The organism is Pedobacter xixiisoli, assembly GCF_900215335.1.
In the GTDB taxonomy this organism is placed as follows: Bacteria; Bacteroidota; Bacteroidia; order Sphingobacteriales; family Sphingobacteriaceae; genus Pedobacter; species Pedobacter xixiisoli.
Map to the genome: position 1 here is coordinate 930,529 of NZ_OCMT01000001.1, position 26,494 is coordinate 957,022.

Sequence of the window (26,494 nt, forward strand, 5' to 3'; positions counted from 1 at the left end):
TTAACACCATAGCTGTAAAAATATATAAATAATGTATTACTTTAAGGCAAACTAAGGTTAAAAACAAGCAACCTGTTAGTATATATGGAATTAGGATGAAGATATATGCGCTATAGAAAGGCTTTTCTCTTAGCTTTAAAAGTGTATCTGATGATTATGGAAGTGTACAATGAAATACAAAAGCTATTTGAAATGCCGACAGAGATACTGTCGGCATTAATTGATATTGGTATAGCCTATACGTTTTACCAAAGACTAAGATTTTGACTCTAATTCTTTATCTAGATAGTGTGTAACTTTATGTATCGCATTATCAATAGTGTCACTAAGGATGGTGATAAATGAACCTTTTTGGGCACTCGATATTAAATCTCTCAAGCAATCTTCTCCATTGTTATTAATGGTAACAGCGATATTTGGCTTTACAGCTTTTAATCCTACCATCAATAAATCGATGATTTCTTCTTTAGTTCTGCCACGTAGGTATTTTTCTTGGCAAATGACTACTCTGTCGAACATTTGTGCAGCAATACGGGCTGTTTCGATAATGTCTTCGTCTCTTCTATCGCCAGTACCAGATATTACACCCACATGCTCGCTTGCTTCTATGGTACTCAAATAATCTTTCACACCATTAAATCCGTCAGGGTTGTGGGCAAAATCAACCAACACCTTAAATTCTTTAAATTTAAAAATATTCATTCTTCCTGGCGTATGCGCTGCCGATGGAATAAAAGTTTCCAATGAAGTTCTGATATCTTCGGTTTTATACCCCCAAATAAAGGTAGTTAATGTGGCGGCCAGCACATTCTGTATCATAAACGAAACTGTGCCATTGAAGGTTAACGGAATGTGGGTTGCTTTCTCTACCCGAATTTTCCAATCTCCTTTTTTGATAGTGATATAACCATTTTCATAAATTGCGGCAATACCTCCAGTTTTACAATGGGCTTGGATAATTGGATTTTTTTCATCCATACTAAAGTAAGCGACATTGCAATTCGCTTTCTCACCAATTTTAAGGCAATGAGAATTATCTGCATTTAAAACTGCCCAGCCCGATGGTTTTACAGCTCCGATCACTACCGATTTTACCCGAGCCAAATCATCAAGGCTATTGATGTCCGAAATACCTAAATGATCTTCCTGAATATTGGTTACTACACCAATATCGCATTTATTGAAACCTAGACCAGCACGTAAAATACCGCCCCTGGCAGTTTCTAAAACGGCAATTTCTACCGTAGGGTCTTTCAATATAAACTCTGCACTAAAAGGACCAGTGGTGTCGCCCTTCATCAGCAAAGTGTTCTGAACATAGATTCCATCTGAGGTAGTGAAACCAACCCTGCTGCCATTATTTTTGATAATATGGGCGATAAGACGGGTGGTGGTGGTTTTTCCGTTAGTTCCTGTTACGGCTATAATGGGAACTCTGCCATCTTTTCCAGGAGGATACAACATGTCGATCACTGGGGCAGCTACGTTGCGTGGTAAGCCTTCGCTTGGAGCCAAATGCATTCTAAAGCCTGGCGCAGCATTCACTTCCAGTATCACACCACCATTTTCGGTCAAGGGCTCGGTTAAATTTTGAGCCATAATATCAATACCACAAATATCTAAGCCAATGATACGGGAAATGCGTTCGCAATTGAAGATATTTTGAGGATGTACCTGGTCTGTAACGTCAATGGAGGTGCCGCCTGTGCTTAGATTTGCAGTAGACTTAACATAAACAATCTCATCTTTTGGAACGATAGTCTGAAGCGTGTAGTTCTTTTTTTCCAGAAGATCTAAGGTATCACGGTCTATTGTAATTTCTGTCAGCACGTTTTCATGTCCGTAACCTCTACGGGGATCAGTATTTTCCTGGTCAATTAGCTCTTGTATGGTGCTTGTTCCATTGCCTACTATATGAGCTGGAACCCTTAGCGCAGCGGCTACCATCTTATGGTCGATAACTAACACCCGAAAATCGTAGCCAGTAATAAAGCGCTCTACAATAATCCTTCGGGAATATTCTTTGGCATAGTGGAAAGCATCGATAGCTTCCTGTTCATTTTTTACGTTAATGGTAGCTCCCTTTCCATGGTTTCCATCTAAAGGTTTGAAAACCAAAGGAAACCCAACGGTTTTAATGGCGTTGTGAACGTCTTCTAGCGTAGTGGCGGTTACGCCCTTGGCCACTGGAATAGCGGCATCGTTCAACAGACGTTTAGTTTCATCCTTGTTGCCAGCAATATCTACCGCAATACTGCTGGTTTTTTCGGTCATGGTAGCTCTAAAGCGCACTTGGTTTTTGCCATAGCCCAATTGTACCAGCGAACTTTTGTTCAGCCTTATCCAAGGGATGTCCCTAGCAATGGCTTCGTCAACAATAGAACCTGTGCTTGGTCCCAAACGCTCCGATTCTCTAAGTTCACGCATTTGCTGGATGTCATGCTCTAAATCGTACTCTTTATTATCAATCAACGCTTCCGCTATGCGAACAGCTGCTTCTGCAGCGTACACACCGGCTTTTTCTTCTAAGTAGCTAAACACAACATTGTAAATGCCGTCTGTTTTGGTTTGTCTTGTTCTGCCAAAACCTGTATCCATTCCCGCTAAGGTCTGTATCTCTAGCGCAATGTGCTCAATTACGTGCCCCATCCAAGTGCCTTCTTCCACACGTAATAAAAAGCCTCCAGCAGTAGCTTTACTGCAACGGTGAGTTTGTAAAGTTGGGATCAATTGCTCGATGCGTTCTCTAAAACCGTCAATCAGATTTGTTGGACGCTGCTCCATATCTTCCAGATCCAACCGCATTTGGATTAATTTTTTCCTGTTTATCGACCAAATATTCGGTCCCCTTAGTACCTGTATGCCTAGTATTCTCATTTATTGTTTTGTTGTAGTTGATCGTAAATGCTTGTGTAGCTCATTTCAGAAAATGTGCTGAAAGAAGGACTTAAATTATCATTTTTTTTCGGGATTTTATATGCTTGTAGTATTAAAAATAAAATAGTTGGTTTTATTTCAAATTTATCCATCGAAATAAGTAGATATCTCTTTGAATGTTAATTAAAAGTCTGATATTGATAAAAATAATGTTAATTATTAGGCAAAGGACTATATATTTGGCATTTTAGCAATTATCAACACTATTGAAATGACTCCAAAAGGGAAATTAATCATTATTGGCGGCGCAATAAATACAGGAAGTTTTGCAGAAACACAATTTGGTCTGCCACAAAATATGAACTTTTTTGAGCGTGGAATTTTAAAAAGAATTACTACGGAATCTATTAAAGGAAACGAATCTAGGTTCGAAATTATGACCACAGCTTCCCTAATTCCCGAAAAAGTTGGAGAAGAATATATCAAGGCTTTTGTCCAATTAGATGTGCACAATGTTGGCGTTTTAAATATTGGAAGTAGGGAAGAAGCAAATAATCCAGCCTATGTAGAAAGAATTAGGTTGGCCGATGTGATTATTTTTACTGGTGGGGATCAGTTAAGGCTATCTTCCATTTTTGGTGGTACAGAAATTCATCGTATTTTATTGGATAAGTACATGAACAGCGAGTTTGTCATCGCCGGAACATCTGCTGGTGCGGCAGCAAGCTCTAAGAATATGATTTATCAAGGCAGCAGTAGGGAAGCTTTGTTAAAAGGAGAGGTGAAAATTACCGGAGGCTTGGGATTTATTGATGACGTAATTATAGACACCCATTTTGTGGAACGGGGCAGAATTGGCAGGTTATTGTATGCTGCAGCGAGTAACCCAGGTATTTTGGGTATCGGCTTGGGCGAGGATACTGGACTATACATCAGTAACAATAAAATGGAAACCATCGGCTCTGGTATGGTGATTTTGGTAGACGGAAGGCGAATGGCTGATACTAATCTTACAGACGTAGAAATGGGACAGCCTGTATCTATTAAAAATATGGTGGTACATGTAATGTGCGATGGCGATATCTATAATCTAACCAATCATGAATTAGTGATCCAACATCCACATGCGGTGGTAGTACATTAACCAGTTAAACTTGCTTGCTTAAGATTTAAGCTCAAGAGTTATTTGAAGCAAGTTCAGCTACTTATTTCATCAAATTGTGTAAGCTACGATGGGTAGCAGCATAATTGTTATCGAACCTAATTAAAATGAAAATCATTATACATGGTGGATTTTTTAGTGAATCTGCCACCAATTTAGCAACCAAGAAAGCAAAGCAAGATGCCTTGGCGCAAATCGTGCAACAAGCTTATCAATTTTTGCAACATAATACCGCATTGGCAACGGTGGTATATGCTGTAGGCTTGCTAGAAAATAACGAACTTTTTAATGCAGGTTATGGTTCGCAGATACAGAGTGATGGGAAGGTAAGATTGAGTGCTTCAGTAATGGATGGTAAAAGCCAAAAATTTAGTGGAGTAATTAATTTAGAGGATGTCAAAAATCCAATTGAAGTGGCAAAGATATTATTGGATGAAGAAGACAGGGTACTGAGTGGAGAAGGGGGATTGGCTTTTGCCCGTAAAAATGGGTTTGATTATTTTAATCCAATCACAGTACAAAGGCAAGCTGAATACAACGAAAAATTAAATCAGCAAAATAATATTGGAACTGTTGGCTGTGTAGCCTTAGATGCGGAAGGTAACATCGCAGCAGCGACTTCAACGGGAGGTAAAGGGTTTGAAATTCCATGTAGAGTGAGCGATTCTGCTACTGTTGCTGGTAATTTCGCCAATGAGTTTGCGGGTATTTCATGTACGGGAGTTGGTGAGGATATTGTGAGCGGTGCGCTGGCTGCCAAAATTGTGACCCGTGTTACCGATGGATTTTCCATAAAAGAAGCATGCGATAAATCTTTTACCGAGTTAAAATTTTTTGATGGTTTTGCCGGTGTTATCGGCATAGCTGCCAACGGTGAAATTTATCATTGCGATTCGCATCCATATATGGTTTGGGCAGCTTATAATGATGGTTTGCAGGTTTTTGGATAGGGAAGTAGCTATCCGAACTAGAATTGTAAATAGGAGAGATTTTTAATCTAAGTAAACGATACAATCTCAGGCATTGCAGCCAGTGTTTCGTTCATTGCGATGAGCTTATCTTTTTTTCCAGAAACACGGAATACGGCGGTGAGTTGGTCTTGCTCTTTACCCACATCTAATCTTTCTATAAGCAGGCCGATTTGCTGAAGCGTGGATTGTAGTAGCTTGATCTGATCAAATTCCCCACTCCTGAATTTGATGCTCAAAAGCTTTTCTTTCTGGAGACCCGCAATAAGTTTTTCAATTCGGGTGACCAATAATAGCATGGCTAGTGTAATCAGAGTCAATGCTAGCGCCAATGCGTGATAACCGATCCCTGTAGTCATCCCAATCGCTGCAGAGGTCCAGATGACGGCCGCGGTGGTCAGGCCCCTTACAGAGATTTTATCCTTAAAGATAACGCCAGCCCCGATAAAACCAATTCCGGTGATAATATTGGCAGAAATCCTGTCGTCGGCTCCTACACCATGGCGTGAAACGATGGTAAAAATGGTAGAACCAAGGGAAATGAGTATAATCGTCCTAAAGCCCGCAGATTTGCTTCTGTACTCTCTTTCAAATCCGATAATGCCGCCGCAGATCATCGATACGAGCATGGCTACCATGTCCTGCAGTTCTATTGTAAAATCCATCAAATTTTTCTTTCCTGTTCAACGGTGGATCAGGTAGTTTTGTTTGGCTTCCTTTCTTATTTATTTATCGGCGCCTTGGGTAGGCAACCTCATGTAGGCAGAATAGCGTGACCTGATGGAAAAACTGGAGTCAGTTTCAACCTGCTCAATTAATAAAGCGTATGCAGTGTAATAGGCTGTGGGTAGCGTGATTTAGGGCCGAACGAGTACTAGTTTTTTACCAAAGCTGCCTATGGTCTCCTCTAATGAACCGTTAAGTTGGGCAAGTCGCTGTGCTAGCGCTAAATTAGTGTGCAACAGGTTCTGGTACTCTTCGGTAGTTTGCTGGCAAATATCGCACATTTTCATTATTTCCTTTAGGTATGCCGAATCTGGTCTAAGTAGCCCGCTGAGCATGAGGTGGATAGAGCCCACAAATTCGTCGTCCAATTTGATGATGTCTCCCTCGGCGATGGCTTGGAACATCTTATCGGTGTCGATGTTATATAGTGTCCTGGTCAATTCCTCCTTGTCTTGATTTTCTGCTATATCTTCCTCCAGTTGGATTAGTAGTTCGGTCAGCTCGGTCAATAATGTTCTTGCCTTTTGGAGATAGCTTTCCCTATAATTATCTAGAATTTCAGCACTGCTTTTGGGATAGCTATGGAGCTCGGCCAGTCTAGTCTGTAAACGGTCAAGATCCATAGAGAAGTCGTTGTAAATTTTCATACGTTGCTGCTGATTGATATGCGCATAGCTGTAGTTATAGGCCGTGAAATAACTGTCGTTAGCTAGAGCGGAAGAAAGCCTTGTTAAGTAGCCGGTGGGCAGGAAATCTAAAGGGGCTGCTTCTGTAGGCTTTTTACGAATCTGTGCAATAGTCTTGGAATTGATCGCATACTGCTGCTCTACATTCAGGTAGGCATCTTCCAGTAAATTCAGAAGATGGATGTTTCTTTGGCTATTTTCTTTCTGTTCTTTTCTTTTTTCTCTATCGTAGTCTTTCCAAATGGAAAACAAAAAAAATATAATGGCGACCATACCTGTAATGAGGACTGGCCAGAGTGTGCTATGTGGCTCCATGAGGGATCAAATGACTATTTATAAGGCTAATTTAGTTATTACAGTTTACCGCACAAAGCATAAAAATTTAAATGGAAGATGTTGAGCGGCTTAAGATTTTACAGCTCATGTTTGGAAAAGCTTCTAAAGCTAGTAATAAGTATTTGGTTGGAAGACGGTGATTAATCCAGAAACGAATAGGTTAGTATAAGTTTGTAATTATTGTATAGATGATGATTTGCAAGTGGAGCTTAGTGACGAAAAATCTTACAGAACTTAATTGCGATCATAGAACTGTATTTACAACTGCTTTTTATTTCAATAGAGTGTTTAATAATAAATTTAGGGTGAATCCCAAGAATTAATTAAAGAACTAATATCAAATGTGCAATATGTTGTATTCATTCAGAAATCTTACTAACCAAATCCATAATAACAACTCTTTTTTAATAAAATTTTTACTCCTTTTTTGACTACCAAAAACACTAAGTGTATATTTTCAAGGACGGTTTTAGGACTGGCACAAGTCACTGAAATTTTAGTTAAAGTGTGTTAAATACTTGATATTCTGAATATTTATTTTATCTAAAGTGGATTTGGCATTGTTTTTCTTCAATGTCTGTCGATTGGGAATTTCCAATTCTATGAAAATATAAAGATATGAATATTAAATTTACAAAATCTGCACTTCTAATAGCCTTGGTAGGCGTTTCAGGTTCAGTGATGGCGCAAGAAACGCCTTCTACAGATGGATCACGTTTTTCTACTCAACAATTTCGTACTTGGTCAATAGGTGTACATGCTGGTGTAACTAGTCCAAGAACAATGTTTGATGGAAAGTTTAGAGATTTCGAAACTGCAAAAGAAAATCTTGGTTACGGTGGTTATGTGAAAAAACAAATCTTACCATCTTTAGGTATCCAGGCTGAATTTTTAGCTGGTAAGGTTGAAGGTTTGAGAGCACGTAACGGCCTAGATGCTTCTGGTAATGCAACTTATTTAAACGGTTCTGGCTTTGCAACCAGAATGGAATGGGCAGGTGCTGTAACTGCGGTTTACAACATCGCCAATATCAACATCAACAGCGAGAATGGTATTTTAACACCTTACGTAAAAGCTGGTGCTGGTTACATGTCTTCTAACGCAACTACCTACGCAGGTTCGGCGAGCGCTTATCAAAGCTATGATGAAAGATGGTACATTCCAACAGGTATAGGATTTAAACTTGGTTTAACCAAAGGAATTAACTTAGACTTAGGTTATGATGTTAATTTCGTGAAATCATCTACATTTGATGGTGTAAATGGAGCTACCAATGACAAGTTTACCTATGCACACGCTGGTTTAGAATTTGCTTTGGGAAGTAAGGCAAAACCTCAACTGCAAAACTACAGTTCATTAGCTGCATTACGTATCCAATCTAAAGAAGAAAGTGAAGCTTTGAGAAGAGCGTTATCTACTGCTGAACAAAATGCACAAAGAGACAGAGATCAATATGCTAAAGACATGGGCGATGATGACAATGATGGTGTAGCTAACAAGTTTGATAAATGTCCGGGAACTGCTGCCAATACAGTTGTAGATGGTTCTGGATGTCCAATCAAAGTACAAAGAGAAATTGTAAAAGAAACAAAAGTTGTGGTAACTGAGGCTGACCGTAAAGTAGTGGATGAAGCTATCAAAAACTTGGAATTCGACTTGGGTAAAGCAACCATCAGATCTAAATCTTATGCTACCTTAAATACTGTTGCAGCTTTATTAGTTGAAAAGAACTTCAGTTTAAAATTAGCAGGACACACAGATATTACTGGTTCAAGAGAATTAAACTTACGTTTATCTAAAGAGAGAGCAGAATCTGTAAAAGCTTATTTGGTATCTCAAGGTGCAAATGCATCTAGAATCGAAGCAACAGGTTACGGTCCAGATCAACCAATTGCAACTAACAAAACTGCTGCAGGTCGTCAACAAAATCGTCGTGTAGAGTTTTCTTTATTCTAATTTAAGCTTCTGTTAAGCAAAATTAGTGAGAAGGCCATCGAGAAATCGGTGGCCTTTGTGCGTTAAAAAAACGTTTATCTATTCGTTAATAAGATTAGCTTATTGAAATCAAGAGGTTTTTCCTTCCTTTTATTTCATATTTATCGCTGTGTCTATTTTTTAGATTGTATTGTTCTGTGGTATATCCCTATATCTTTATCGTATAATCTATTGAAAACTAACTTGAAAAGAGTCTAATTCATAGACGTCTTTTAAACTCAATTTTAAAGCTGTTAATGTTAGGAAGATAAGTGCCTGTAATTTTTATATAGGAAAAAATTGAATCAATTTTGGTAGAGGAAATGGCAAAGCAAGTTCAGAAAGCTTATTTTATGCTGAGCACAATTATGGAAGTAAGATTCAGTTATTATCCTTACTTAATTGAAACTTTAGTATTAAATGATTTTGCAAATAGCTTATGAGTAGCTATTAATTTCTGATTGGATAGTAGCTTGTAAAAAGATTTACAACGTGCTTTACCAAGCGTGTGCTACTTTGAGATAACATTCTAAATCTTCAACAAAATCTCTAATCTTTTTGCATTCAGTTTGTACAATGCCAGTTTTAAAAGTTGAATTGAGCTGCAGCTCTTTTCTGAAATCGATAGCTATCGAAAATTTAGTATTTAAATGTGATACTTCTAATATCAGCTGATGCTCTTGTTGTAGCAATTGCCCAGGTGTGTAACCTAAGGCGTCATCTAAAATTTCAATAAGGTAACCAGCAGCTTCCATCGCTTTCTGATGATCGAAGGTTTTCATTTTCGTAGATATATTTGAATTTTTAGAAAAAATATTAGAAATTGAGTACATGTTTTAGGATAATTTCCATTGCTTAACAAGTCCCTAGGTAAATAGTTTTAAAGTATAACACATTTTTATTGTGTGCAAGAGATACCTCTTGGTAATCTCCAAAATTACTCGTCTTCATCTTGATTGTCTTGTTTACTTTCATTGCTATTTTCGATTTTAAAAGCCTCAGCTAAGTTGCTGCCCTTACCATCGGCGAATTCGTTTTCCTGTTGGGTATACTTACTGTCATCTTCTTCATTTTCAGATTTGTTTGATCTTCTAGCTTGAAATTGTTCAGGATTATTAATGTCTTCTTCTTCTATATATTTCTTTTTGTTTTCCATTTTTTCTACTATTTGATTTTTATACTATTTATATTTTTGATTCAGGTATGATAATTTCGCCACTAAGAATTCGTTGAATGATCCTATCTAACCAAGTAGAGGTTGCTTCATTTTCTCTAGTAGTTTGTTCTAATAGAATAGGAGCGTGAACTAACACTTGGTTTAAAGAAATGCAATGAGCTATTTTGTAAAGGGCAATTTTTCGATGAATGAGCTGTTGTACTTTAGAAATCATCCATAAATCTCTTTCGGCACCTTTTTTCTTATTGCTTCCCATCGAAATATTTTCAGCAGATGATGCCGTAGATTTTTCACTTTTTATTTTCAATTCTATGCCGATTAGTTTTAATCGATTGATATGGTCTAAGACACCAGTTTGGTCGCTATGCATCGCTTTCGCCAATTCAGGTGCATGCGCTAGCTCACGAATTCGCAGATAATTCTTTTTGCTTAATTTTTCCAGCATTTCTAATTCATGAAGAATTTGCTGCAGTACATTATCAAAAGATGGTTCTAATGTTTTCATATTTGCTTTCCATCTATCACAACCAAAATACTCATATGATGGTTGTGGGTAAAATACCTAATGTAAAGGGGATAAATACCTGATTGTAGACGGCGAAAAATAAAGTGCGTTATAGGTTTCCTATTGTACGAAAACTGTTAATGAAATCTTTTCTTGAAATCATCTCTAAATAAGCATATGCTCCTGAGGCTTGCTCTCTTTGCTTGAGTTGATAGAGGAAATAACCTCCAAAATCGAAGATCATCGGACACTTAGCTTCGTACCATACCCGATGCGGATGCTTCCATACAAAAGAAAAATAGTTTGTGGTAAGTTTTAAGCCAAATAACTCTGGATGCGAAAGTGTTAATAGCTTAGGCTTGGGCATATCCAATTCGCAACTTCGATAGAGGGTAAGATTTTGAGTATGTGAAAATTCGTAAGCATTCAATCTAGGGTCGTCTACATCCGGTAAATGCTTAAGAATTTTAAAACCTTTGAACTTTTTTCCATCTACTACCCATACCAAGTTAGGGTAAAATGCTTCTCTACTTTGTAATTCTGCCAATGAGATTGGAGAATGTTGAAATTCTATTGTAGTACCGCAGAAGGTGTGTACATCTGCCCGATGAAAGCAGTTTTCATTTTCACTATAAAAGCTTCTTTCCCGACATTGTATAGGAAATACCAATTTCCAATTGCGATGCCAAGGGCTTTCCGAAAGGTATGCAGCAAGATTTTTTGAAGGTACTTCCTCCATTTTTTTCTCAGCTGCTCCTTTCTTACTCATACCGCAAAGTTAGTGATATATTCTTTTAAGGAGTAGAATATTTCTATGTCCTAATAGGATAATCTGATGATTTAGGCTTTGCTAATTATCCAAAAATCCATACAGAAACCGATCCAGCTTCGCATACAAATTCTGCCCATCCATCTTCTTCTATAAAGATTTCATGTTGAACATGGCCTAAAGCATCAATCATTTTTCTGCCAACAAATTCAGTTCCCATTTCCATTCTCTTATATCCTTGTTCTCCGTTAGAAAGAATAACCGCTAATCCAGAATTTTCTCTATCAGTGCTTCCAGACCTTGTCCAGCCTATGCAATTTGGATGATCTAGATAATCTATTTGAAAACCATAAGCTTGGTGTTTGCGGAGTTGGAGCATGATTTCTAATTGCGGCAAATTACCAATAGTAACTTGATGGTCTTGCCCATCTTGACCCTTGTCTGTATATTCCGAGCCGTAAACATCTGCATAAAATACACAAGGGTAACCAGCTTCTCTCAAAAGAATCATTGCGTAAGCATGTGCCCTAAACCAAGGTTCTACAACTTGTTCCAAAGATTGTAAAGGCTGGGTATCATGATTTTCAACAAAGGTAACTGCCAATTCTGGCCTAGTGCTTACCAGAGTATCGTCAAATATGCCTGCCAAGTTGTAGTTGTTACCAGATTGAGAAGCTTGAGAAAAATTTGCCTGCAGGCAAGCATCAAATAACGACATTCTGTCGCCAGTAACTTCTGCATAAGCCAAAAGTGAATTTAAATCGTTAGGTGCCCAATATTCGCCCACGGTAAAAAGCTCCTTTTTTAAATTGTTTCGAAGGAAATCTAACCACTCATTGTAAAAGTTTGCAGGCATATGTTTAATGGCATCCAAACGAAATCCATCAAAACCCAAGGTTTCATGAAACCACTTCCCCCAATTTTTTAGCTCTTCTCTCACGGCTGGGTTACGGAAATCAATATCTGATAGCATTAAATAATCGTAGTTGCCATTTTCCTTGTCCAGTACATCTTCCCAACCATCTCCATATTGATTTTGTATACTGTAGAGTGCTGTTTCGCCAGTACGATGGTCATAATCTACACCACTAAAACACTGGAAGTCCCACTTAAATTGCGAATATTTTCCGGCTCTCGCTGGATAGGTGAATTTGGTAAAGGCATCAATTTCGAACGGTTCGGAAATAAATTCATTTCTGTTTTGTGGGTCTACCTTACGTACCGTTACGGTCTCGGCCTCGTCACCGCCACCTAAATGGTTCAATACAATATCCATATAAACTTTCAACCCCGCTTTTTGCGCACTTTTAACTGCTTCAATTAGCTCTACTTTTGTTCCGTATTTAGTGCGTATGCTACCTTTTTGGTCAAATTCTCCCAAGTCATAAAGGTCGTAAGAGTCATATCCGATAGATTCACTTCCCGCCATACCTTTGTGAGCTGGTGGCAGCCAAAGTGTATCGAAACCTTTGTCTTTTAAAGTTTGTGCATCAGCTGTTAGTTTTTTCCATAAACTTCCATCTGCTGGATAATACCATTCAAAGTATTGCAGCATCGTAAAATTTTCCATAGGTATATTTTTTAGCGTTTCCGATTTTTAGCTCATGCTATAAAAGCTAGAAGTATTTTAAATGTAATTGTAAGCGCATTTCGACGGAACTAACAAAAAGTAAACAAGAAAGTTTTAGTGAAAAATTGAAAGAGAATTACGTCTGTAAAATAAATTATTGTTTTGTGCAAACAAAGTTTACTTGGGAATGTTCTATGGGCGGAAGACTAATAGTTTGATGTCATTAAACCGTTTATCGTCTCCGAAAATCCAATTTAATTTTTAGCAGATGTCAACAAATTCAGCGGACAGAGAAATGTCCAGATTACAACAAGATGCTCCAGTAGCTACTTTACCAAAACTTTCTAATTCTGAAATTTCAGAGCATATCATCTCTGAGAAAGTGAAATTAATTAACGACACTACCCAACCATTTTTCTTATATCCAAAAGATGGTCTTTATGGATTGCTTTAGGCTATTAAAATCCAATATTTTTTCGCCTAATTGTTTACGACCATTGTAGGTTATTTTCAATACTAGCATAGCGATGTCCATGATGAAAAAAATGCATTTGAGATAATGATAGACAAGTCTTGAAGTATGGTGCCGTACCATATCCAAGTAGCATTGCCAAACGCTAGTATGACGAACATAAACGGAGATACATGGTCTACCTTTTTAGTTTTAAGTACTTTGAAGATTTGAGGTACAGCAGATATTGCTGTGAGTGTTCCGGCAGCAATACCAATAATGATTTTCATTTCCATAATTAGTTTTCTTTAATGTAGCCTGGGTTAACTCTAACGGATTAACCGATTACTTATAGGAAATGTTTGAAACGAAATTTATGTAATCAATATAATTATTCGAAACTTTTTGAGCTGTTTAGTTATTAGTAAAATAAAATTAAGTTTTATGGATAATCAAGAAAACAAACCATTAGATAGGGAAGGGTTCAATAAGGATTTGCCAAATACTAAGCAAATTGATTACACTCGTGACGAAGGAGTTAAAGAAAAACCTCAAGAAGAGGATACCAGTAAAGAAATTATCTCTACTCATGCTCACACTAGCCAAAGTGAAGGTGTAGATGAACAGTATGGAGGCGATGCCGCTGATAATCGTGATGATGAGCAAGTAGGAGAGAATCCTATTGATAGAAAATAAACCTGAAATTATAAGAACCCCCTTAGTTTTAATTTTATAAGGGGGGCAATTAATTCTTATTTATATTACCATTACTTCTTGCGGTAAGCTAATATAAAAGGTAGAACCAACACCTATTTCGCTTTCTGCCCATATTTTTCCACCGTGACGTTTGATGATTTCTGCGGAAAGATAAAGACCAATTCCGAAACCAGAAATATGCTTGTTTTCAACGTTATCAATCCTAAAATATCTTTCGAATAATCTTTCCAAGTCATCTGATTTGATACCTTCTCCTTGGTCTTTTACACTCAGAAATATTCCTTCTTCACGTTGCTCGCAATTTACCTTAATTGCAGTGCCAGCTGGCGAGTACTTAATTGCATTGCTCAATAAGTTGGTAATAACGGTGCCGATTTTATCTCTATCACCAGTGATGATGATTTCGCCCTGTGCTTCGAAATAAAGCTCGTGGCTTTGTTGTCCATAAGGTCTAATATCGGCAATCATCTCTTTAATTAACTCATTAGCTTCAAAACTACTTTGTTGCAAATGTATTTTTCCTGAATCTAATCTGGAAACATTAAGGAAGCCGTTAATTAATGCGGTCATTTTGTTCACTTGGTTCAAAATTTTACCTGAGGTATCTTCAATAAACGCATCCGAATTTCTTTTGGCTTTTATTTTCATCAGCTGGGCATAGCCATTCATGGATGTTAACGGAGTTTTAAGCTCGTGGCTTACCATACCAATAAAATCGTTCTTGCGTTGCTCGTCTTCTTTCTGTTCCGAGATGTCTAGCACAGTACCTATGGTTCCAATTACCTCGCCATTTGCATCTAGTTCTACCTTTCCGCTGGTATTGAGCCATTTAAGCTGATGACTGCCCCAAAGTTGTATCTGATAGTCCTCATTAAAGGAGCCTTTGGTATTAATTGCAAGTGTTATAGCATCCAATACTCGAGTACGATGCTGCTTAACAATCATCTCTGCAGCTTGGTCGAAAGTCATTTCTTGGTCTTTTGGAATACCGTGTATCCTCTTGGCATTCTCCGAAATTTGCATATCTCCATTTGGTACGGTAGAACGCCAAATGCCCATTCCTGCAGCGTCAACAGCCAACCGTAAGGTTCCAGTTGCTTTTTCTAGTTCTTTATGTGCATTAACTTGCGGTGTAACATCTGCTGCTACAGCCATTAAGCCAGTCACTCTTTCTTCTTCCCTAAGTGGTTCTAAGGTTAAGTTAATATAAATTGTTTCCAAGCCACCGCGACGTAAAAATTGTACAGGAAGTTCTCCAGATACGAAACGTTCTCCAGTTTGATAAACTCGGTCCATCAATTCTCTAAAACCTTGTTGTTCTAGCTCTGGCAATGCCTTGAATATACCTTTGTTGGCAATTTGGTCTTCATTTCGTCCCCAATATTCTAGCATTTTTTGGTTTGCTAGTTCAATAATATGTTCAGGACCACGATAAATAGCAATAGCTACAGGGGCTTCAATAAATAAATTTCTTAGGTGATTTTCTGTTTTACTTCTAGCGTTGGCTATTTTAATTTGTGCTCTAATTTTAGTTAAAAGCTCTGCCGCTGAAAAAGGTTTAACCAAGTAATCGTCGGCTCCAGCTTCCAGACCATCAATTTTAGATTCTTCTCCAGCACGTGCTGATAACAAAATAACTGGAGTGCGAAAAATATCATCTTTGGAGCGAAGTTCTTGCAAAAACTGCTTTCCGTCCATCACTGGCATCATCACATCGCTGATTACCAAGTTGGGTCTTAGCTCATTTACTTTTTCAAGTGCTTCTTTACCATTTATGGCTGTAAATACCGAGAAATGCGGTGCTAATAATCTTACCAGATATTCTCTCATGTCACTGTTGTCATCAACAACTAAGAGTTTAATATCTTGGTTTGCTAATTGTTCTTCTTCTGTTAGAGCATGCTCTTTTTCGTTGATGTTCTGAGGTGCAGAACTGTTTAGTAAACTTTCTGCTTCATTAAGAAAAGCGCCTCTAAGATCAGCAGAACTGGCAATATCTGTAGTTTCTAGCACCTGTTCTTTAGGTAAGTGTATTTTTCCTACTGGAATCTCTACAGTGAAAGTACTACCGACATCTTTCACACTATCTACCCTAATTTCTCCACCATGAAGCTGCACTAGTTCATGAACAAGAGAAAGACCTATACCAGTTCCTTCGTGAGTACGACCAGCGGAATGTTGTACACGGTGAAAACGTTCGAACATATGTGGAAGCTCCTTTTCAGGAATACCAACGCCTGTATCTGCTACTTGTAGCACAATGTGATTTTCCTGCTGAAGAAGTTTCACACTTATTTTACCCTTGAGCGTATATTTAAAGGCATTAGATAGAAGGTTAAGTACAATCTTTTCCCACATCTGGCGGTCTACGTATACTTTTGCTGATATGGGATCGCAGCTTACAATCAATTCCATCTCCGCTTTTTCTATAATCGAACGGAAACTACTAGCCAAATCAGCAGTTAATTCTGTAAGGTCTAATGGTTGGTAGCTGGCTTGGATACGACCTGCTTCTACGCGGCTATAATCTAATAAATTGTTTACCAATTTAAGTAAACGTATGGCATTACGGTGTGCCGAATCTACCGACCCCATCATTTCTTCAGTAAGACCATTTTGATTTTGCAAATCTTCTAACGGCCCTAACATGAGCGTTAAAGGGGTACGAAACTCATGGCTAACGTTACTAAAAAATGCGGTTTTGGAACGGTCAATTGCTGCTAAAGCTTCTGAACGTTTCTGTTCCTGTTCATAAGCGTAAATGTTAGAAACTGCGGTATTGTAGGTATTGCCCAGCAAATCGTAAAAACCCAAATAGGCTTGGTCTAGTGCTCTTCTGGAGCTAACACCTGCCACTAAGAAACCAAATGGTGTTTCTTGTCCTGAGATATGTAAGGGCAATAACACTGCTGTATGAGGTGTTTCTGGATAAGGTTCGCAAGTAAAATCTCCAAAACGTTCGGTAAGTTGCGTAACCACTATTGGGTTTTTGCTATCTAATAATTGATGGAAAGGCCAATAATTATCGTTAGGTTGATTGATATCGATTTCCGCTACGTTTAGCTGTGGTGCTTGCGCTGTTCCTGCACTACTAATAAGTTTGGCTTGACCACTGGTAGCGTCATATTGATAGATTAATACAAATGGAAGGTCATAGAGAAACTCTGGATGTTTGCTTTCCGTTTCTGTTGCTACTTCTTCTAAGCTTTTAGCTTTTCCTATGGCTGCACCTAAATCACGAAGCACTTGAGTTCTTCTGGCACTCAACATTTTATCTGTAGTTTCTGTAATAGGATGGAAAATACCACCCACACCACCACTTTCATCTCTGATTGGAGCGAAGGAGAATGTCATAAATGCTTCTTCAAGATATCCGTAACGTTGTAAAAACATTTGTTGATCGTGGATATAGGTGCCTTCACCTTGCTGCCCGCGGGTAAATTTGTCACCAACTACTTCTAAAGCAGATTCCCAACAAACACGAAAGTTCATACCCATAGATTGTGGGTGCATTGCTCCACAAATAGGACGGTAGCTATCGTTATAAATCTGAATAGTCTCTGGACCCCAGGCGATTAGAATAGGGAAGGTAGAGGATAGACACAAACTTACCGAAGTTCTTAAGCTTTGTGGCCATGATTCTACAGGTCCCAAAGGCGTGGTAGACCAGTCCATAGAACGAATAAGTTTTCCCATTTCTCCGCCACCTGAAAGGAATTGCTCGGTAGATTCTGTAGCTAATATTTCCATTTTTTCTTCTAAGAAGGTAAATATAAATCTAATTTTTGGATGAGCCTAAACTCGTTGAAGTCCCAATTCTTTTAAAGAAAATCCCTATATCAAGATGTTTCGGTTTTTTTGTTTTCATTAAGATTAACTTATTCTCAGCATCAGAATGTTATGCCTTAAATTAGCGTGTAGTCAAACAGCGCTTTTATTCAGCTTTGATTTTTTTTGCTGAAAATCCAGTATTCCGTTAGTTCAACTGCAAGTTTTTGGTAATTCAGTTTACCTAGATTTAACACTGTCTTAGTATTGGCTAGTTACTTTTGGCAGTGCATTTTACTCATCTACTAAAGTCCTTTCGGGCTAGACTTTTGTTAAGCTTTTTCTCCTTCATTTTGGTTATTTTGGGCTGGGTGGCTATCTATTTTATTATGGATGCTGAGCAACGCCGAATCAAGACATTTTCTCAAAAACTATCCCAAATACAGGTGAGCTATTTGGAAAGTGCTAGCTATCTACAGCAATTTATGATAAAGGGTTTTCATGAACCCAGTTTTTATGATACTGGTAGCCAAAAAGATATAGATAGCTTTCTAAATATTCAGTTGAGGATAAGTGTAGGCATCAAGAGAATTGAGAATGAAGCTGATGGCATAGGACTTGGAATGTCAAAACTATTAGACAGCTTGTATTTGGCCAATCGGGAGACTGTTTACTTAGGAAAAGAGTTGAAGTCACTTTATCTAAAAAGAGGCTTCCAAGATAAGGGATTGGAAGGCAGGATGCGAGATTTTGCGCACAAGGTAGAAAGTTCAAACGCAGTTCCAAAGATTGATTTGCTACAACTTCGGAGGCATGAAAAGGACTACATGCTACGCGGACACCCGGAATTGGTACAATCATTTTCGGTTCAATTGCAGCGCACCTTGGCCAATTTACCCAAAAATACCGATGTGTTCTATATCCTAACCGAGTATGGTAAATGTTTTATTCAGTTGGTGGGCTATTCAGAAGAACTAGGTGTGCAAAGAGAGAAAGGTTTGATGCCCGAAACTTTGGCAAAAATGAAAGATTTTGGTGTTTTATACACGCATACCGATAATTTGGCCAAAGGGGAAATCGAAAGGCTTAAAGCACGTTTCAATACACTTATTATTTTGCTATCGGTAGTTTCAATTATTGTAGTTGTATTTTTAAGTTGGATGCTTTCAAAATATCTTACCAGAGATATCAAGGTACTAAACAAACGCTTATCTGATTTTATTTATTCCGATTTTAAGGAGGTACGAGAACCTGATACCGAACGTAATTTTATTCCAAGAAGTATAGAGCTTGAATATCTTTTCAGGGATTTTTCACTATTAAAGGAAACCATCAGAAATTATATTTATCGCTTACAGCAACGTGGCGAAGAGCTGGAAATTCAGTCGATTAAACTTCAGGAACTTAACGAAGAACTGCAGGTACAGTCGGAAGAGCTGATTGCCCAATCTGAAGAATTGAGATTAAAACAGGCAGAAGAACTAACTTTAAGGGAGGAAGCAGAACGAGCCAATCAGGCGAAGAGTGTTTTTTTAGCTACCATGAGCCATGAAATAAGAACTCCCTTGAATGGTGTGTTGGGTATGGCGGCACTTTTGCACGAAACCGTTCTGAACACTGAACAGGCCGAGTATGTAGAGACGATTCGTAGTAGTGGAGAAACTTTGCTTAACGTGATCAATGATATCCTTGATTTTTCTAAAATTGAATCGGGAAAAATGGAACTAGACCCTCACGAATTTGATTTGAGGCACAACGTGGAAGAGGTGATGGATTTGTTTGCTGGTAAGGCTGCCCTTAATGGTATCGATTTGGTGTATCAATTGGCAAGTGAAATTCCACCGCAATTGTTGGCAGACAGCCTTCGGTTAAAGCAAATATTAATCAACCTTTTAGGTAATGCACTTAAATTTACGCATAGGGGCGAGGTTTTCTTGGATGTGAAACTCCATAATTTTGAGCTTGGTAAACCTATGGAGCTACTATTTGAAGTGCGAGATACAGGCATAGGCATTGCTGCGCATCAATTAAAAGGCTTGTTCGGCGCATTTAGCCAAGTAGATTCTTCTACTACACGTAAATATGGTGGCACCGGACTTGGACTTGCTATAAGTGCTAGGTTGGTAGCCTTAATGGGAGGGAACATTTGGGTAGAAAGTAAGCTCGGTGAGGGAACATCTTTCTTTTTTACGATAAATGCAATGTCTGGACATCAGCAGCTTCGACACCATGCCCGATGTATGATGACTGGGCAGGAAGGCAAGCATGTTTTGGTAGTTGATGATCATCAAACTAACCGCAGGATATTGCAGTTGCAATTGGAAAACTGGCAACTGGTGCCAATAATGGCTTCTTCTGGAATGGAAGCTTTAACACTTTTAGATGAAAAAGGCTTTGACTTGATAATAACCGATATGCAAATGCCTGAAATGGATGGAGTGGGCTTTTCTACCTTGGCAAAACAGAAAAACGCCATACTTCCTATTGTTTTGTTAAGCTCCGTTGGCGACGAATCTAGAAGCAAATTTCCGCATCTTTTTTCTGCTGTGCTTACCAAACCCGTTAAACAAGAGCAGCTTTGTAGGGCAATACAGATGAGTTTACAGCAAGTTGAAGAAGTATTACAGATTGAACCCGCTAAAAATGCGCTCATGGATGAGAATTTCTCTATATCTTATCCAATGGAGATACTTATTGCAGAAGATAATCTCATTAACCAAAAACTGATTGTGAAGATTTTGGTGAAATTGGGTTACAGACCACAAATCGCACAAAATGGCGTTGAAGTGATTTCTCTGATGGAAACCACTAGGTTCGACCTCATTCTTATGGATGTACAAATGCCAGAAATGGATGGTTTGGAAGCAACAACAGTCATCAGAACATCTGCTGCTTACCAGCCTGCTATTGTAGCTATGACTGCCAATGCGATGGCCGAGGATAGGGAAAAATGTATTTCTGCAGGAATGGACGATTATCTTTCTAAGCCTTTACAAATACCTCTTTTAATAGATGTTTTGAAGAACATTACAATGAAAACTGTCTAATTCTTTTTACAGGATTTAGCGAAAAGTTGTTTAAAAGGCAAGTTGTTTCCTTTGATTATCAGTCTAAGCCTATTAGGTGTCAACCTCTAGGACATTCTGAAATTTTTGGCCAAAATGGCGATTTCTACTTCATTAATGAGATTGGGGTCTTGAAATTGCATCTCCAAAAAATGCTCCGGAATAATTACGCTACCTTTTTCGGTTAATAAAATAAAAGCTTCGTTTTGGGATGTGTGTGAACGGTAGCGGCCAATTTGTGGATTAGCTTGGTCAAGTCTAATGATTAATTCGTGGAAGATGAAGATAGGAAATTTCATGCCGCAAAAATAAGTTATCATAAATATAAGGTTAAATTATTGTTATGTTAACACTTTTTGTGCTGTTGATGTAAACTTAACATAGCCAGAAACCCCTGTAAAACTAACTTAGTGTATTTTTTGATAGAATAGAAACTGCTCAGTTTGATGAGTTTGACCTCAGATTTAGATACAAAAAAGCCATACTTTGTTCAACGTAATTGTTGCGCAAAAGCATGGCTTAAATTTTTTGTTAATAGTTTTATTTTACGGCCTTTTTATATTTTCCGTAAGATACTACAGCTAGAAGTAATACCATAGAAATGGTTAAATAAACCCAATCAGGTATAGGTACGGGATCGCCTTGAGCGTAAGAATGTAGCCCTGTAAGATAGTAGTTTACACCAAAATAGGTCATAATTACAGATGCAAAACTAATCAACGATAGTAAGTTGAATAAATATTGTCCTCTCATTTTTGGAATGAGCCTTACGTGCAGTACAAAGGCGTATACAATAACCGAAATAAATGCCCAGGTTTCTTTAGGATCCCAGCTCCAATATCTTCCCCAGCTTTCGTTGGCCCAAATACCGCCTAAGAAAGTACCAACTGTAAGTAAGAATAAGCCAATGGTAAGCGACATTTCGTTCACAGTTGTTAATTCAAATACAGACGATTTTACTTTTTCAGAAATTCGTTTATTGTTGATGGTGTATAAAAGCAATACCACGGTGCCTAGCAGCGCACTTAATCCGAAAAAGCCATAACTAGCGGTAATGATAGCCACATGAATCATCAGCCAATAAGATTTTAATACCGGTACCAAAGGAGTGATTTGAGGATTCATTTGTGAGCCACCGTGTGCAAATCCCATCAATATTACAGCCACTAAACAGCCCGCCGCTGGAATGAAAGCATTGCTATTTCTGTACATCAATAATCCAGAAAGTACACCAATCCAACTGATGAATAGTACAGCTTCGTAACCGTTACTCCAAGGTTCGTGACCAGAAATATACCATCTGATACCAAGTCCGAAGCATTGCAATGCCGCTGTAATGCCTATAAGTACCAAAACAAATGTTATTGCTCGGCTAAGTAATTTGCTTTGTTTAAAGAGTTTTAAAAAAGCTAAAGCTAGAATTAATGTACCTAACAACGCATAAACAATCATTAGTTTAAGGAAGATGTTCCAAGAGTTGTACCTAATTTCCCAATCAATTTTAGCAGCAGAAGGAACAATGTTTTGACCGTGCTTCAACTGCAATTTACTGATGTGATTTAGTTTGCTATCTACACCAGACCAATCGTTAGATTGTAGTGCCGCCAACACGCTAGAAAAGTACATCGCTACAGGATTGGTAAGTGCCGCTTGATTCTCCATTGGATTAAAGGGCATAGCTACCCAACGACTATTGTCATCTCCAGCTAACGGCAATACACGAAGATATTGACCATCCAACAGTTGTTGCATGGCATAAAGCTTATCGTTTAGTTCTAATACAAACTTGTCATAAGTGCCTTGGTCTGCTGGTTTTTTTGAAAATGCTCTTTGATAATCTTCGGCAAGTACAAATTCTGCTGAACCATCAGCTCCTAACGCCAAAAGGTTAACCATAGAAGTATAGCCATTTTCATCAGCACCCAGTTTTTGAGCAACTGCCTTTCCGCCCTTGCTGCCTATATTCACGATAGGTACATTAACCCATTGAAACGGATTGGTTGAAACCGAAAGTAAGAACTGATTGGCATCCAGATTATAAAAACGCTCTTTCCCGTGTACCTTTCTTAATATTTCTAAAGCCAAAGTATTGATGGGTTCTATTCTGCCATCTATGTTTTGCACCAATAACCTACCAAATAATTCAGCATGCTTTTTATCAATATTGATAGCAGCAGCAAAGTCTTTCGCATTTACAGATGCTGTGCTGAGCATTTTTCTGGTCTGTTCGGTATGATTATGGTCTGTCTGCGGAAGCACTGGACTAGGACCATGGTCATGTCCGTCATGATTGTGTCCGTCTTCATGATTATGACCATCACCTTGTGAATGCTCATGGTTATGCTGACCATCATTGCCATGCATATCTATTTTTTGAGCGTAACTAGCACTGCTGATAGATAATAATGCCAGACCGATAATTAGCACTTTTCCATGCTTCGAAATTTCTTTCAACTGTTTGTTCAATTTGTCGAAACGTGTGCCTTTCCAGAAAAGGGTAACAAACATCCCCAGAAAAAGTAAAGTATAACCCAAATAAGTAACATTGGTACCCCAATAATCGTGATTAACTGAAAGCACAGTGCCTTTTTCATCAGGATGGAAGCTTGCTTGGAAAAAACGATAACCAGAATGGTCTAGTACATGATTCATATAGATTTTGAATGGCGTTTCTTTCCCATTATCTTGGATTAGAACTTCAGAAGAGTAAGAAGATGGGCTACTGCTTCCTGGATACTTCTCCATTTTAAAGTCGGTTAGTTTAAGAGTAAACGGCGATTTATAAATTTTAGAGCCATAAGCCAAAGAAATCCTTAACCCTCCTAATTCTACTTGATGTTGAAAATTCGTCATGCCTCTGCCACCATAAAAACTAACCGTGTCTGTAACGTTATTAGTTGTGATAGCCATTTGAATTAAATCTGGATCGTTTTCATGCTTTTTCTTGTCTCCTTCAAAATGAAGAATTTTGCCATTTACTGGTGCTTCTGGAACAACAAAAGCCAAACCACCGTAGGTATACAAGCTCCTCAACTTAAAATCTTGCACTTCGTTATGGCCTTTTACTTCTTTACGCTCTTGCGTAGCCATAATCATGTAATTGCCTTCAAAAGGAGATGAGATTTTCAGATTGCCATCTACCTGTGAAATATTTAATGCTCCAGAAGTTTCTTTGTTGAAACTAATGAGCATGTTTTGTATCAATTGTAATTTACCAGATTGGATGTACTTGTTTACTCTTTGGCCGTTTTCTTGTACCACCAAATGAAGGGTAGGTGGGCCAGTTGGGTCTTGTACTAACGAATCCTGAGCACGAGAATAGAAGCCTACCAGGTCTAATTTTACCCGTTGCCCTTGGAAATCATATTGCTCGTGAAAACTTTTTTTGAAGGGCTTAAGGTAAAAAGGTGTTTTTTCAGGCAACAAAGTTACAGGCAAATCTTGGTAGGCTAAAGATTCATTTTCGTTACCAATCTGAATTTTAAAAAAAGTCTTATCCGAAATGATTTCATCGGTAGCTTCTCCTTCACGTATCGACATAGAACCTTCGAAACTGATATAGCGTGTAATGGCTCCGCCAATAAAAATAATGATAAAAGCTAAGTGAAATACTAATAAAGGAAGCTTTTTTCTATCGTATAGACGATACCTTTTGATGTTTCCTATAAAGTTTAGGACCAAGATAATCATCACTAATTCAAACCACCACGAATCGTAGATTAAGGCTTTAGCTACAGGTGTGCCATAGTCATTTTCCACAAAAGTGGCTACACCCATCGCCGTAGCAAAAAGGATTAACATCAACCCCATAGTTCGGGTAGAGAAGAGAATTGAAAATAGTTTATTGATCATATTTTATAAGTGGGCTGCCAATTCGGGCATTTGGTCCAAAAATATAATCAGACTTTTGATCAATTGCCATTTAAATCTAACTATGTGTTTTATGCCATAATTATGACATTAATAGAGCGCAATCGAATATTAATTTTAACAAGATATTTAAGGTTGTACAATAGATTTTGGCAAAGAAAAACTAAATGTACTTCCAGCGCCTAACTCGCTTTCTACCCATATTTCACCTTGTTGTGCTGCTATGAAATCCTTGGATATACTTAATCCTAAGCCAGAACCAGACTTATGCTGACCATCAGTAGGTACCTGGAAATAGCGTTTAAAAAGGTTGTTTTTGTACTCATCGGCAATGCCTTTGCCATAATCTCGAACACTAAAATTTAGCATTTTTTGCTGTTCGGTAATAGTGATATCAATTTTAGAGTGATTGCTACTATATCTTATCGCATTGCTTAAAAAATTGACCAATACCCAAGCAGTTTTCTCCTGATCTGCTAATAATGGAGGTAGATTTGCAGGCATAGTTAACTTGAGCTCAATTTCCTTTTGTTGTGTTTGCAGTTTCACGGCGTTCACGGCATAATCCAATATCTCTTTAGCGTCACTCTGTTGTACATTCAGCTTAATATTTCCAGTTTCAACTTGTGCCAAATCCAACAATTCTCCAGTAATTTTAAGCAACCTACTGGTGTCATCTTGGATGTGGTTAACCATATTTTGCTGTTCGGTGTTCAATTCGCCTATTCTGCTATCTTCCAATAATTTTAAACTCATTTTAATGGAAGCAATGGGTGTTTTTAGCTCATGCGAAATGGTTGCCATGAAATTGGTTTTTGCTTGATCTAATTCTTTAAAATCGGTTACGTTTTTAAGAATGAATACTCTTCCTGCCGTTTTATAAGTAAAACTGATTACCGTTTCATCGTCAGGGATTTGTGGAATAGCAATATCGTTGCTTTCTACACTGAAATAATTTGGTTTATCGTTCAGCACAATTTGCAACAGTTCTGAATTGGTTTTAGTAATAATAGTTTTTAATAAATGATTGCTATTGGTTACCTCTTCTATAGTTTTTCCAACCACATCGCTGGTATCAAGATGAAGTACGTTGCTGGCAGGTTGATTTAAGAAAATAATGCGCTCTCGTTCGTCTATACCAATTACAGCATCTTGCATTTGCTCAATAATGGTTTCTATACGCAGTTTTTCCGATTTTAATTCTGCAACATTACTGCTTTCCCAACTATCCAGTTTTCTGGCCATGTCATTAAAAGCGCTAGCCAATTGGGTAAACTCTTCAGTGCCTTTAAAGTGTAATCGTTGTTTATAGTTTTTCTTTCCAATTTCTTGAATACCATCTAGCAACAAAGCCAATGGATTGGCAATAAAACCAGGGAAACTTAATATAAAAGTGAACAGGATAACGAAAAATATAAAGGCTGCCAAGCCAAGATACAGGGTAGACTGTGCTACTGTCTTTTCCGAAAGCTGACTTTTATTAACAATAGCCTGCATATTCAAATCTTCTATTTGGTAAATAGCCGATTTAATATGCGAGATTTCTATACTATTCTTCGTCGCTAAAAACCGTTCTAATGCTTGCGAAAGCTCATTCACAGCTTTTCCTTCGCCAGATTCTGTGATGTTTTGCTGTTCTTTCTTCAAGAGAGCCTTAAAGGCAATTAGCGATGTGGTTTGTTGTAGACTATCGCGGTCTATTAACACCCGCATTTCTTTTGCATATTGCAACGAATGGTTGTTGTCTTTTAGGATAAGGGCTGTACTTTCCGAAATCCGATTGATTTGATACAAAGAGATTGCGCCAAAAGAAAGCAAGATGATAAATAGAAAACCTATGCCTAATCGGAGTTTTGTTTTAAGCTTCATAGCT

Annotated in this window: 19 protein-coding genes; 6 read left to right on the plus strand and 13 right to left on the minus strand. The window is 38.0% G+C overall.

What is annotated here, in order from left to right; genetic code table 11:
• Nucleotides 1-255 precede the first annotated feature (255 nt).
• Complete coding sequence (gene cphA / locus CRO54_RS03620) at nucleotides 256-2,877, minus strand: cyanophycin synthetase (RefSeq protein WP_097128807.1); 2,622 nt, start codon at nucleotides 2,875-2,877, stop codon at nucleotides 256-258.
• 271 nt (nucleotides 2,878-3,148) lie between these two features.
• Here cphA and CRO54_RS03625 point away from each other — a divergent pair, with 271 nt between their 5' ends.
• Nucleotides 3,149-4,021, plus strand: a complete 873-nt coding sequence (locus tag CRO54_RS03625; RefSeq protein ID WP_097128809.1) for a cyanophycinase — start codon at nucleotides 3,149-3,151, stop codon at nucleotides 4,019-4,021.
• 125 nt (nucleotides 4,022-4,146) lie between these two features.
• Nucleotides 4,147-4,989, plus strand: coding sequence for an isoaspartyl peptidase/L-asparaginase (locus tag CRO54_RS03630; RefSeq protein ID WP_097128811.1), 843 nt, complete (start codon nucleotides 4,147-4,149; stop codon nucleotides 4,987-4,989).
• A gap of 47 nt (nucleotides 4,990-5,036) precedes the next feature.
• Here CRO54_RS03630 and CRO54_RS21430 read toward each other — a convergent pair whose 3' ends face one another.
• Nucleotides 5,037-5,672 carry an MgtC/SapB family protein gene (locus CRO54_RS21430; protein WP_097128813.1) on the minus strand — a complete coding sequence of 212 codons (636 nt, stop codon included), beginning with the start codon at nucleotides 5,670-5,672 and terminating at the stop codon, nucleotides 5,037-5,039.
• Between the two features lie 192 nt (nucleotides 5,673-5,864).
• Nucleotides 5,865-6,692 carry a hypothetical protein gene (locus CRO54_RS03640; RefSeq protein WP_138765740.1) on the minus strand — a complete coding sequence of 276 codons (828 nt, stop codon included), beginning with the start codon at nucleotides 6,690-6,692 and terminating at the stop codon, nucleotides 5,865-5,867.
• 681 nt (nucleotides 6,693-7,373) lie between these two features.
• On the opposite strand from CRO54_RS03640, the gene CRO54_RS03645 reads away from it, so the two are divergent.
• Entirely contained in the window at nucleotides 7,374-8,711 is a 1,338-nt protein-coding gene (locus tag CRO54_RS03645; protein ID WP_097128818.1) for an OmpA family protein, read from the plus strand.
• Nucleotides 8,712-9,226: 515 nt separating this feature from the next.
• Here the strand turns inward: CRO54_RS03645 and CRO54_RS03650 are convergent.
• The 5 genes from CRO54_RS03650 to CRO54_RS03670 all read right to left on the minus strand — a co-directional run bounded on the left by CRO54_RS03650 (nucleotide 9,227) and on the right by CRO54_RS03670 (nucleotide 12,750).
• Nucleotides 9,227-9,511, minus strand: coding sequence for a hypothetical protein (locus CRO54_RS03650; RefSeq protein WP_138765741.1), 285 nt, complete (start codon nucleotides 9,509-9,511; stop codon nucleotides 9,227-9,229).
• A 155-nt stretch (nucleotides 9,512-9,666) separates the two neighbouring features.
• Nucleotides 9,667-9,885 carry a hypothetical protein gene (locus CRO54_RS21100; RefSeq protein WP_097128823.1) on the minus strand — a complete coding sequence of 73 codons (219 nt, stop codon included), beginning with the start codon at nucleotides 9,883-9,885 and terminating at the stop codon, nucleotides 9,667-9,669.
• A gap of 28 nt (nucleotides 9,886-9,913) precedes the next feature.
• Nucleotides 9,914-10,411, minus strand: coding sequence for a DUF892 family protein (locus CRO54_RS03660; RefSeq protein WP_097128825.1), 498 nt, complete (start codon nucleotides 10,409-10,411; stop codon nucleotides 9,914-9,916).
• A gap of 109 nt (nucleotides 10,412-10,520) precedes the next feature.
• Nucleotides 10,521-11,180, minus strand: coding sequence for a competence protein CoiA family protein (locus tag CRO54_RS03665; RefSeq protein WP_240775011.1), 660 nt, complete (start codon nucleotides 11,178-11,180; stop codon nucleotides 10,521-10,523).
• An 85-nt stretch (nucleotides 11,181-11,265) separates the two neighbouring features.
• Entirely contained in the window at nucleotides 11,266-12,750 is a 1,485-nt protein-coding gene (locus CRO54_RS03670; RefSeq protein ID WP_097128827.1) for an alpha-amylase, read from the minus strand.
• A gap of 268 nt (nucleotides 12,751-13,018) precedes the next feature.
• On the opposite strand from CRO54_RS03670, the gene CRO54_RS03675 reads away from it, so the two are divergent.
• Nucleotides 13,019-13,204 carry a hypothetical protein gene (locus CRO54_RS03675; protein ID WP_097128829.1) on the plus strand — a complete coding sequence of 62 codons (186 nt, stop codon included), beginning with the start codon at nucleotides 13,019-13,021 and terminating at the stop codon, nucleotides 13,202-13,204.
• 62 nt (nucleotides 13,205-13,266) lie between these two features.
• Here the strand turns inward: CRO54_RS03675 and CRO54_RS03680 are convergent, their stop codons facing one another.
• Nucleotides 13,267-13,491: a SemiSWEET family sugar transporter gene (locus CRO54_RS03680; protein WP_218840070.1), complete on the minus strand. Its 225-nt coding sequence runs from the start codon at nucleotides 13,489-13,491 to the stop codon at nucleotides 13,267-13,269.
• Between the two features lie 154 nt (nucleotides 13,492-13,645).
• Between CRO54_RS03680 and CRO54_RS03685 the strand changes: the two genes are divergently transcribed.
• The gene (locus CRO54_RS03685; RefSeq protein WP_097128831.1) at nucleotides 13,646-13,897 is read left to right on the plus strand and encodes a hypothetical protein; all 252 of its coding nucleotides are present in this window, start codon (nucleotides 13,646-13,648) and stop codon (nucleotides 13,895-13,897) included.
• A 60-nt stretch (nucleotides 13,898-13,957) separates the two neighbouring features.
• On the opposite strand, the gene CRO54_RS03690 is transcribed toward CRO54_RS03685, so the two are convergent.
• Nucleotides 13,958-17,668 carry an ATP-binding protein gene (locus tag CRO54_RS03690; protein WP_097128833.1) on the minus strand — a complete coding sequence of 1,237 codons (3,711 nt, stop codon included), beginning with the start codon at nucleotides 17,666-17,668 and terminating at the stop codon, nucleotides 13,958-13,960.
• Nucleotides 17,669-18,057: 389 nt separating this feature from the next.
• Between CRO54_RS03690 and CRO54_RS03695 the strand changes: the two genes are divergently transcribed.
• On the plus strand, nucleotides 18,058-20,733 hold the full coding sequence (locus tag CRO54_RS03695) for a response regulator (protein WP_138765742.1): 2,676 nt from the start codon (nucleotides 18,058-18,060) through the stop codon (nucleotides 20,731-20,733).
• Nucleotides 20,734-20,819: 86 nt separating this feature from the next.
• Here the strand turns inward: CRO54_RS03695 and CRO54_RS03700 are convergent, their stop codons facing one another.
• The 3 genes from CRO54_RS03700 to CRO54_RS03710 form a co-directional block, all read right to left on the minus strand.
• Nucleotides 20,820-21,050, minus strand: coding sequence for a hypothetical protein (locus CRO54_RS03700; protein WP_097128837.1), 231 nt, complete (start codon nucleotides 21,048-21,050; stop codon nucleotides 20,820-20,822).
• Between the two features lie 241 nt (nucleotides 21,051-21,291).
• Nucleotides 21,292-24,552 carry a c-type cytochrome biogenesis protein CcsB gene (ccsB, locus tag CRO54_RS03705; RefSeq protein ID WP_244904280.1) on the minus strand — a complete coding sequence of 1,087 codons (3,261 nt, stop codon included), beginning with the start codon at nucleotides 24,550-24,552 and terminating at the stop codon, nucleotides 21,292-21,294.
• A gap of 198 nt (nucleotides 24,553-24,750) precedes the next feature.
• Nucleotides 24,751-26,490, minus strand: coding sequence for a sensor histidine kinase (locus CRO54_RS03710; RefSeq protein WP_097128839.1), 1,740 nt, complete (start codon nucleotides 26,488-26,490; stop codon nucleotides 24,751-24,753).
• Nucleotides 26,491-26,494: the final 4 nt, after the last annotated feature.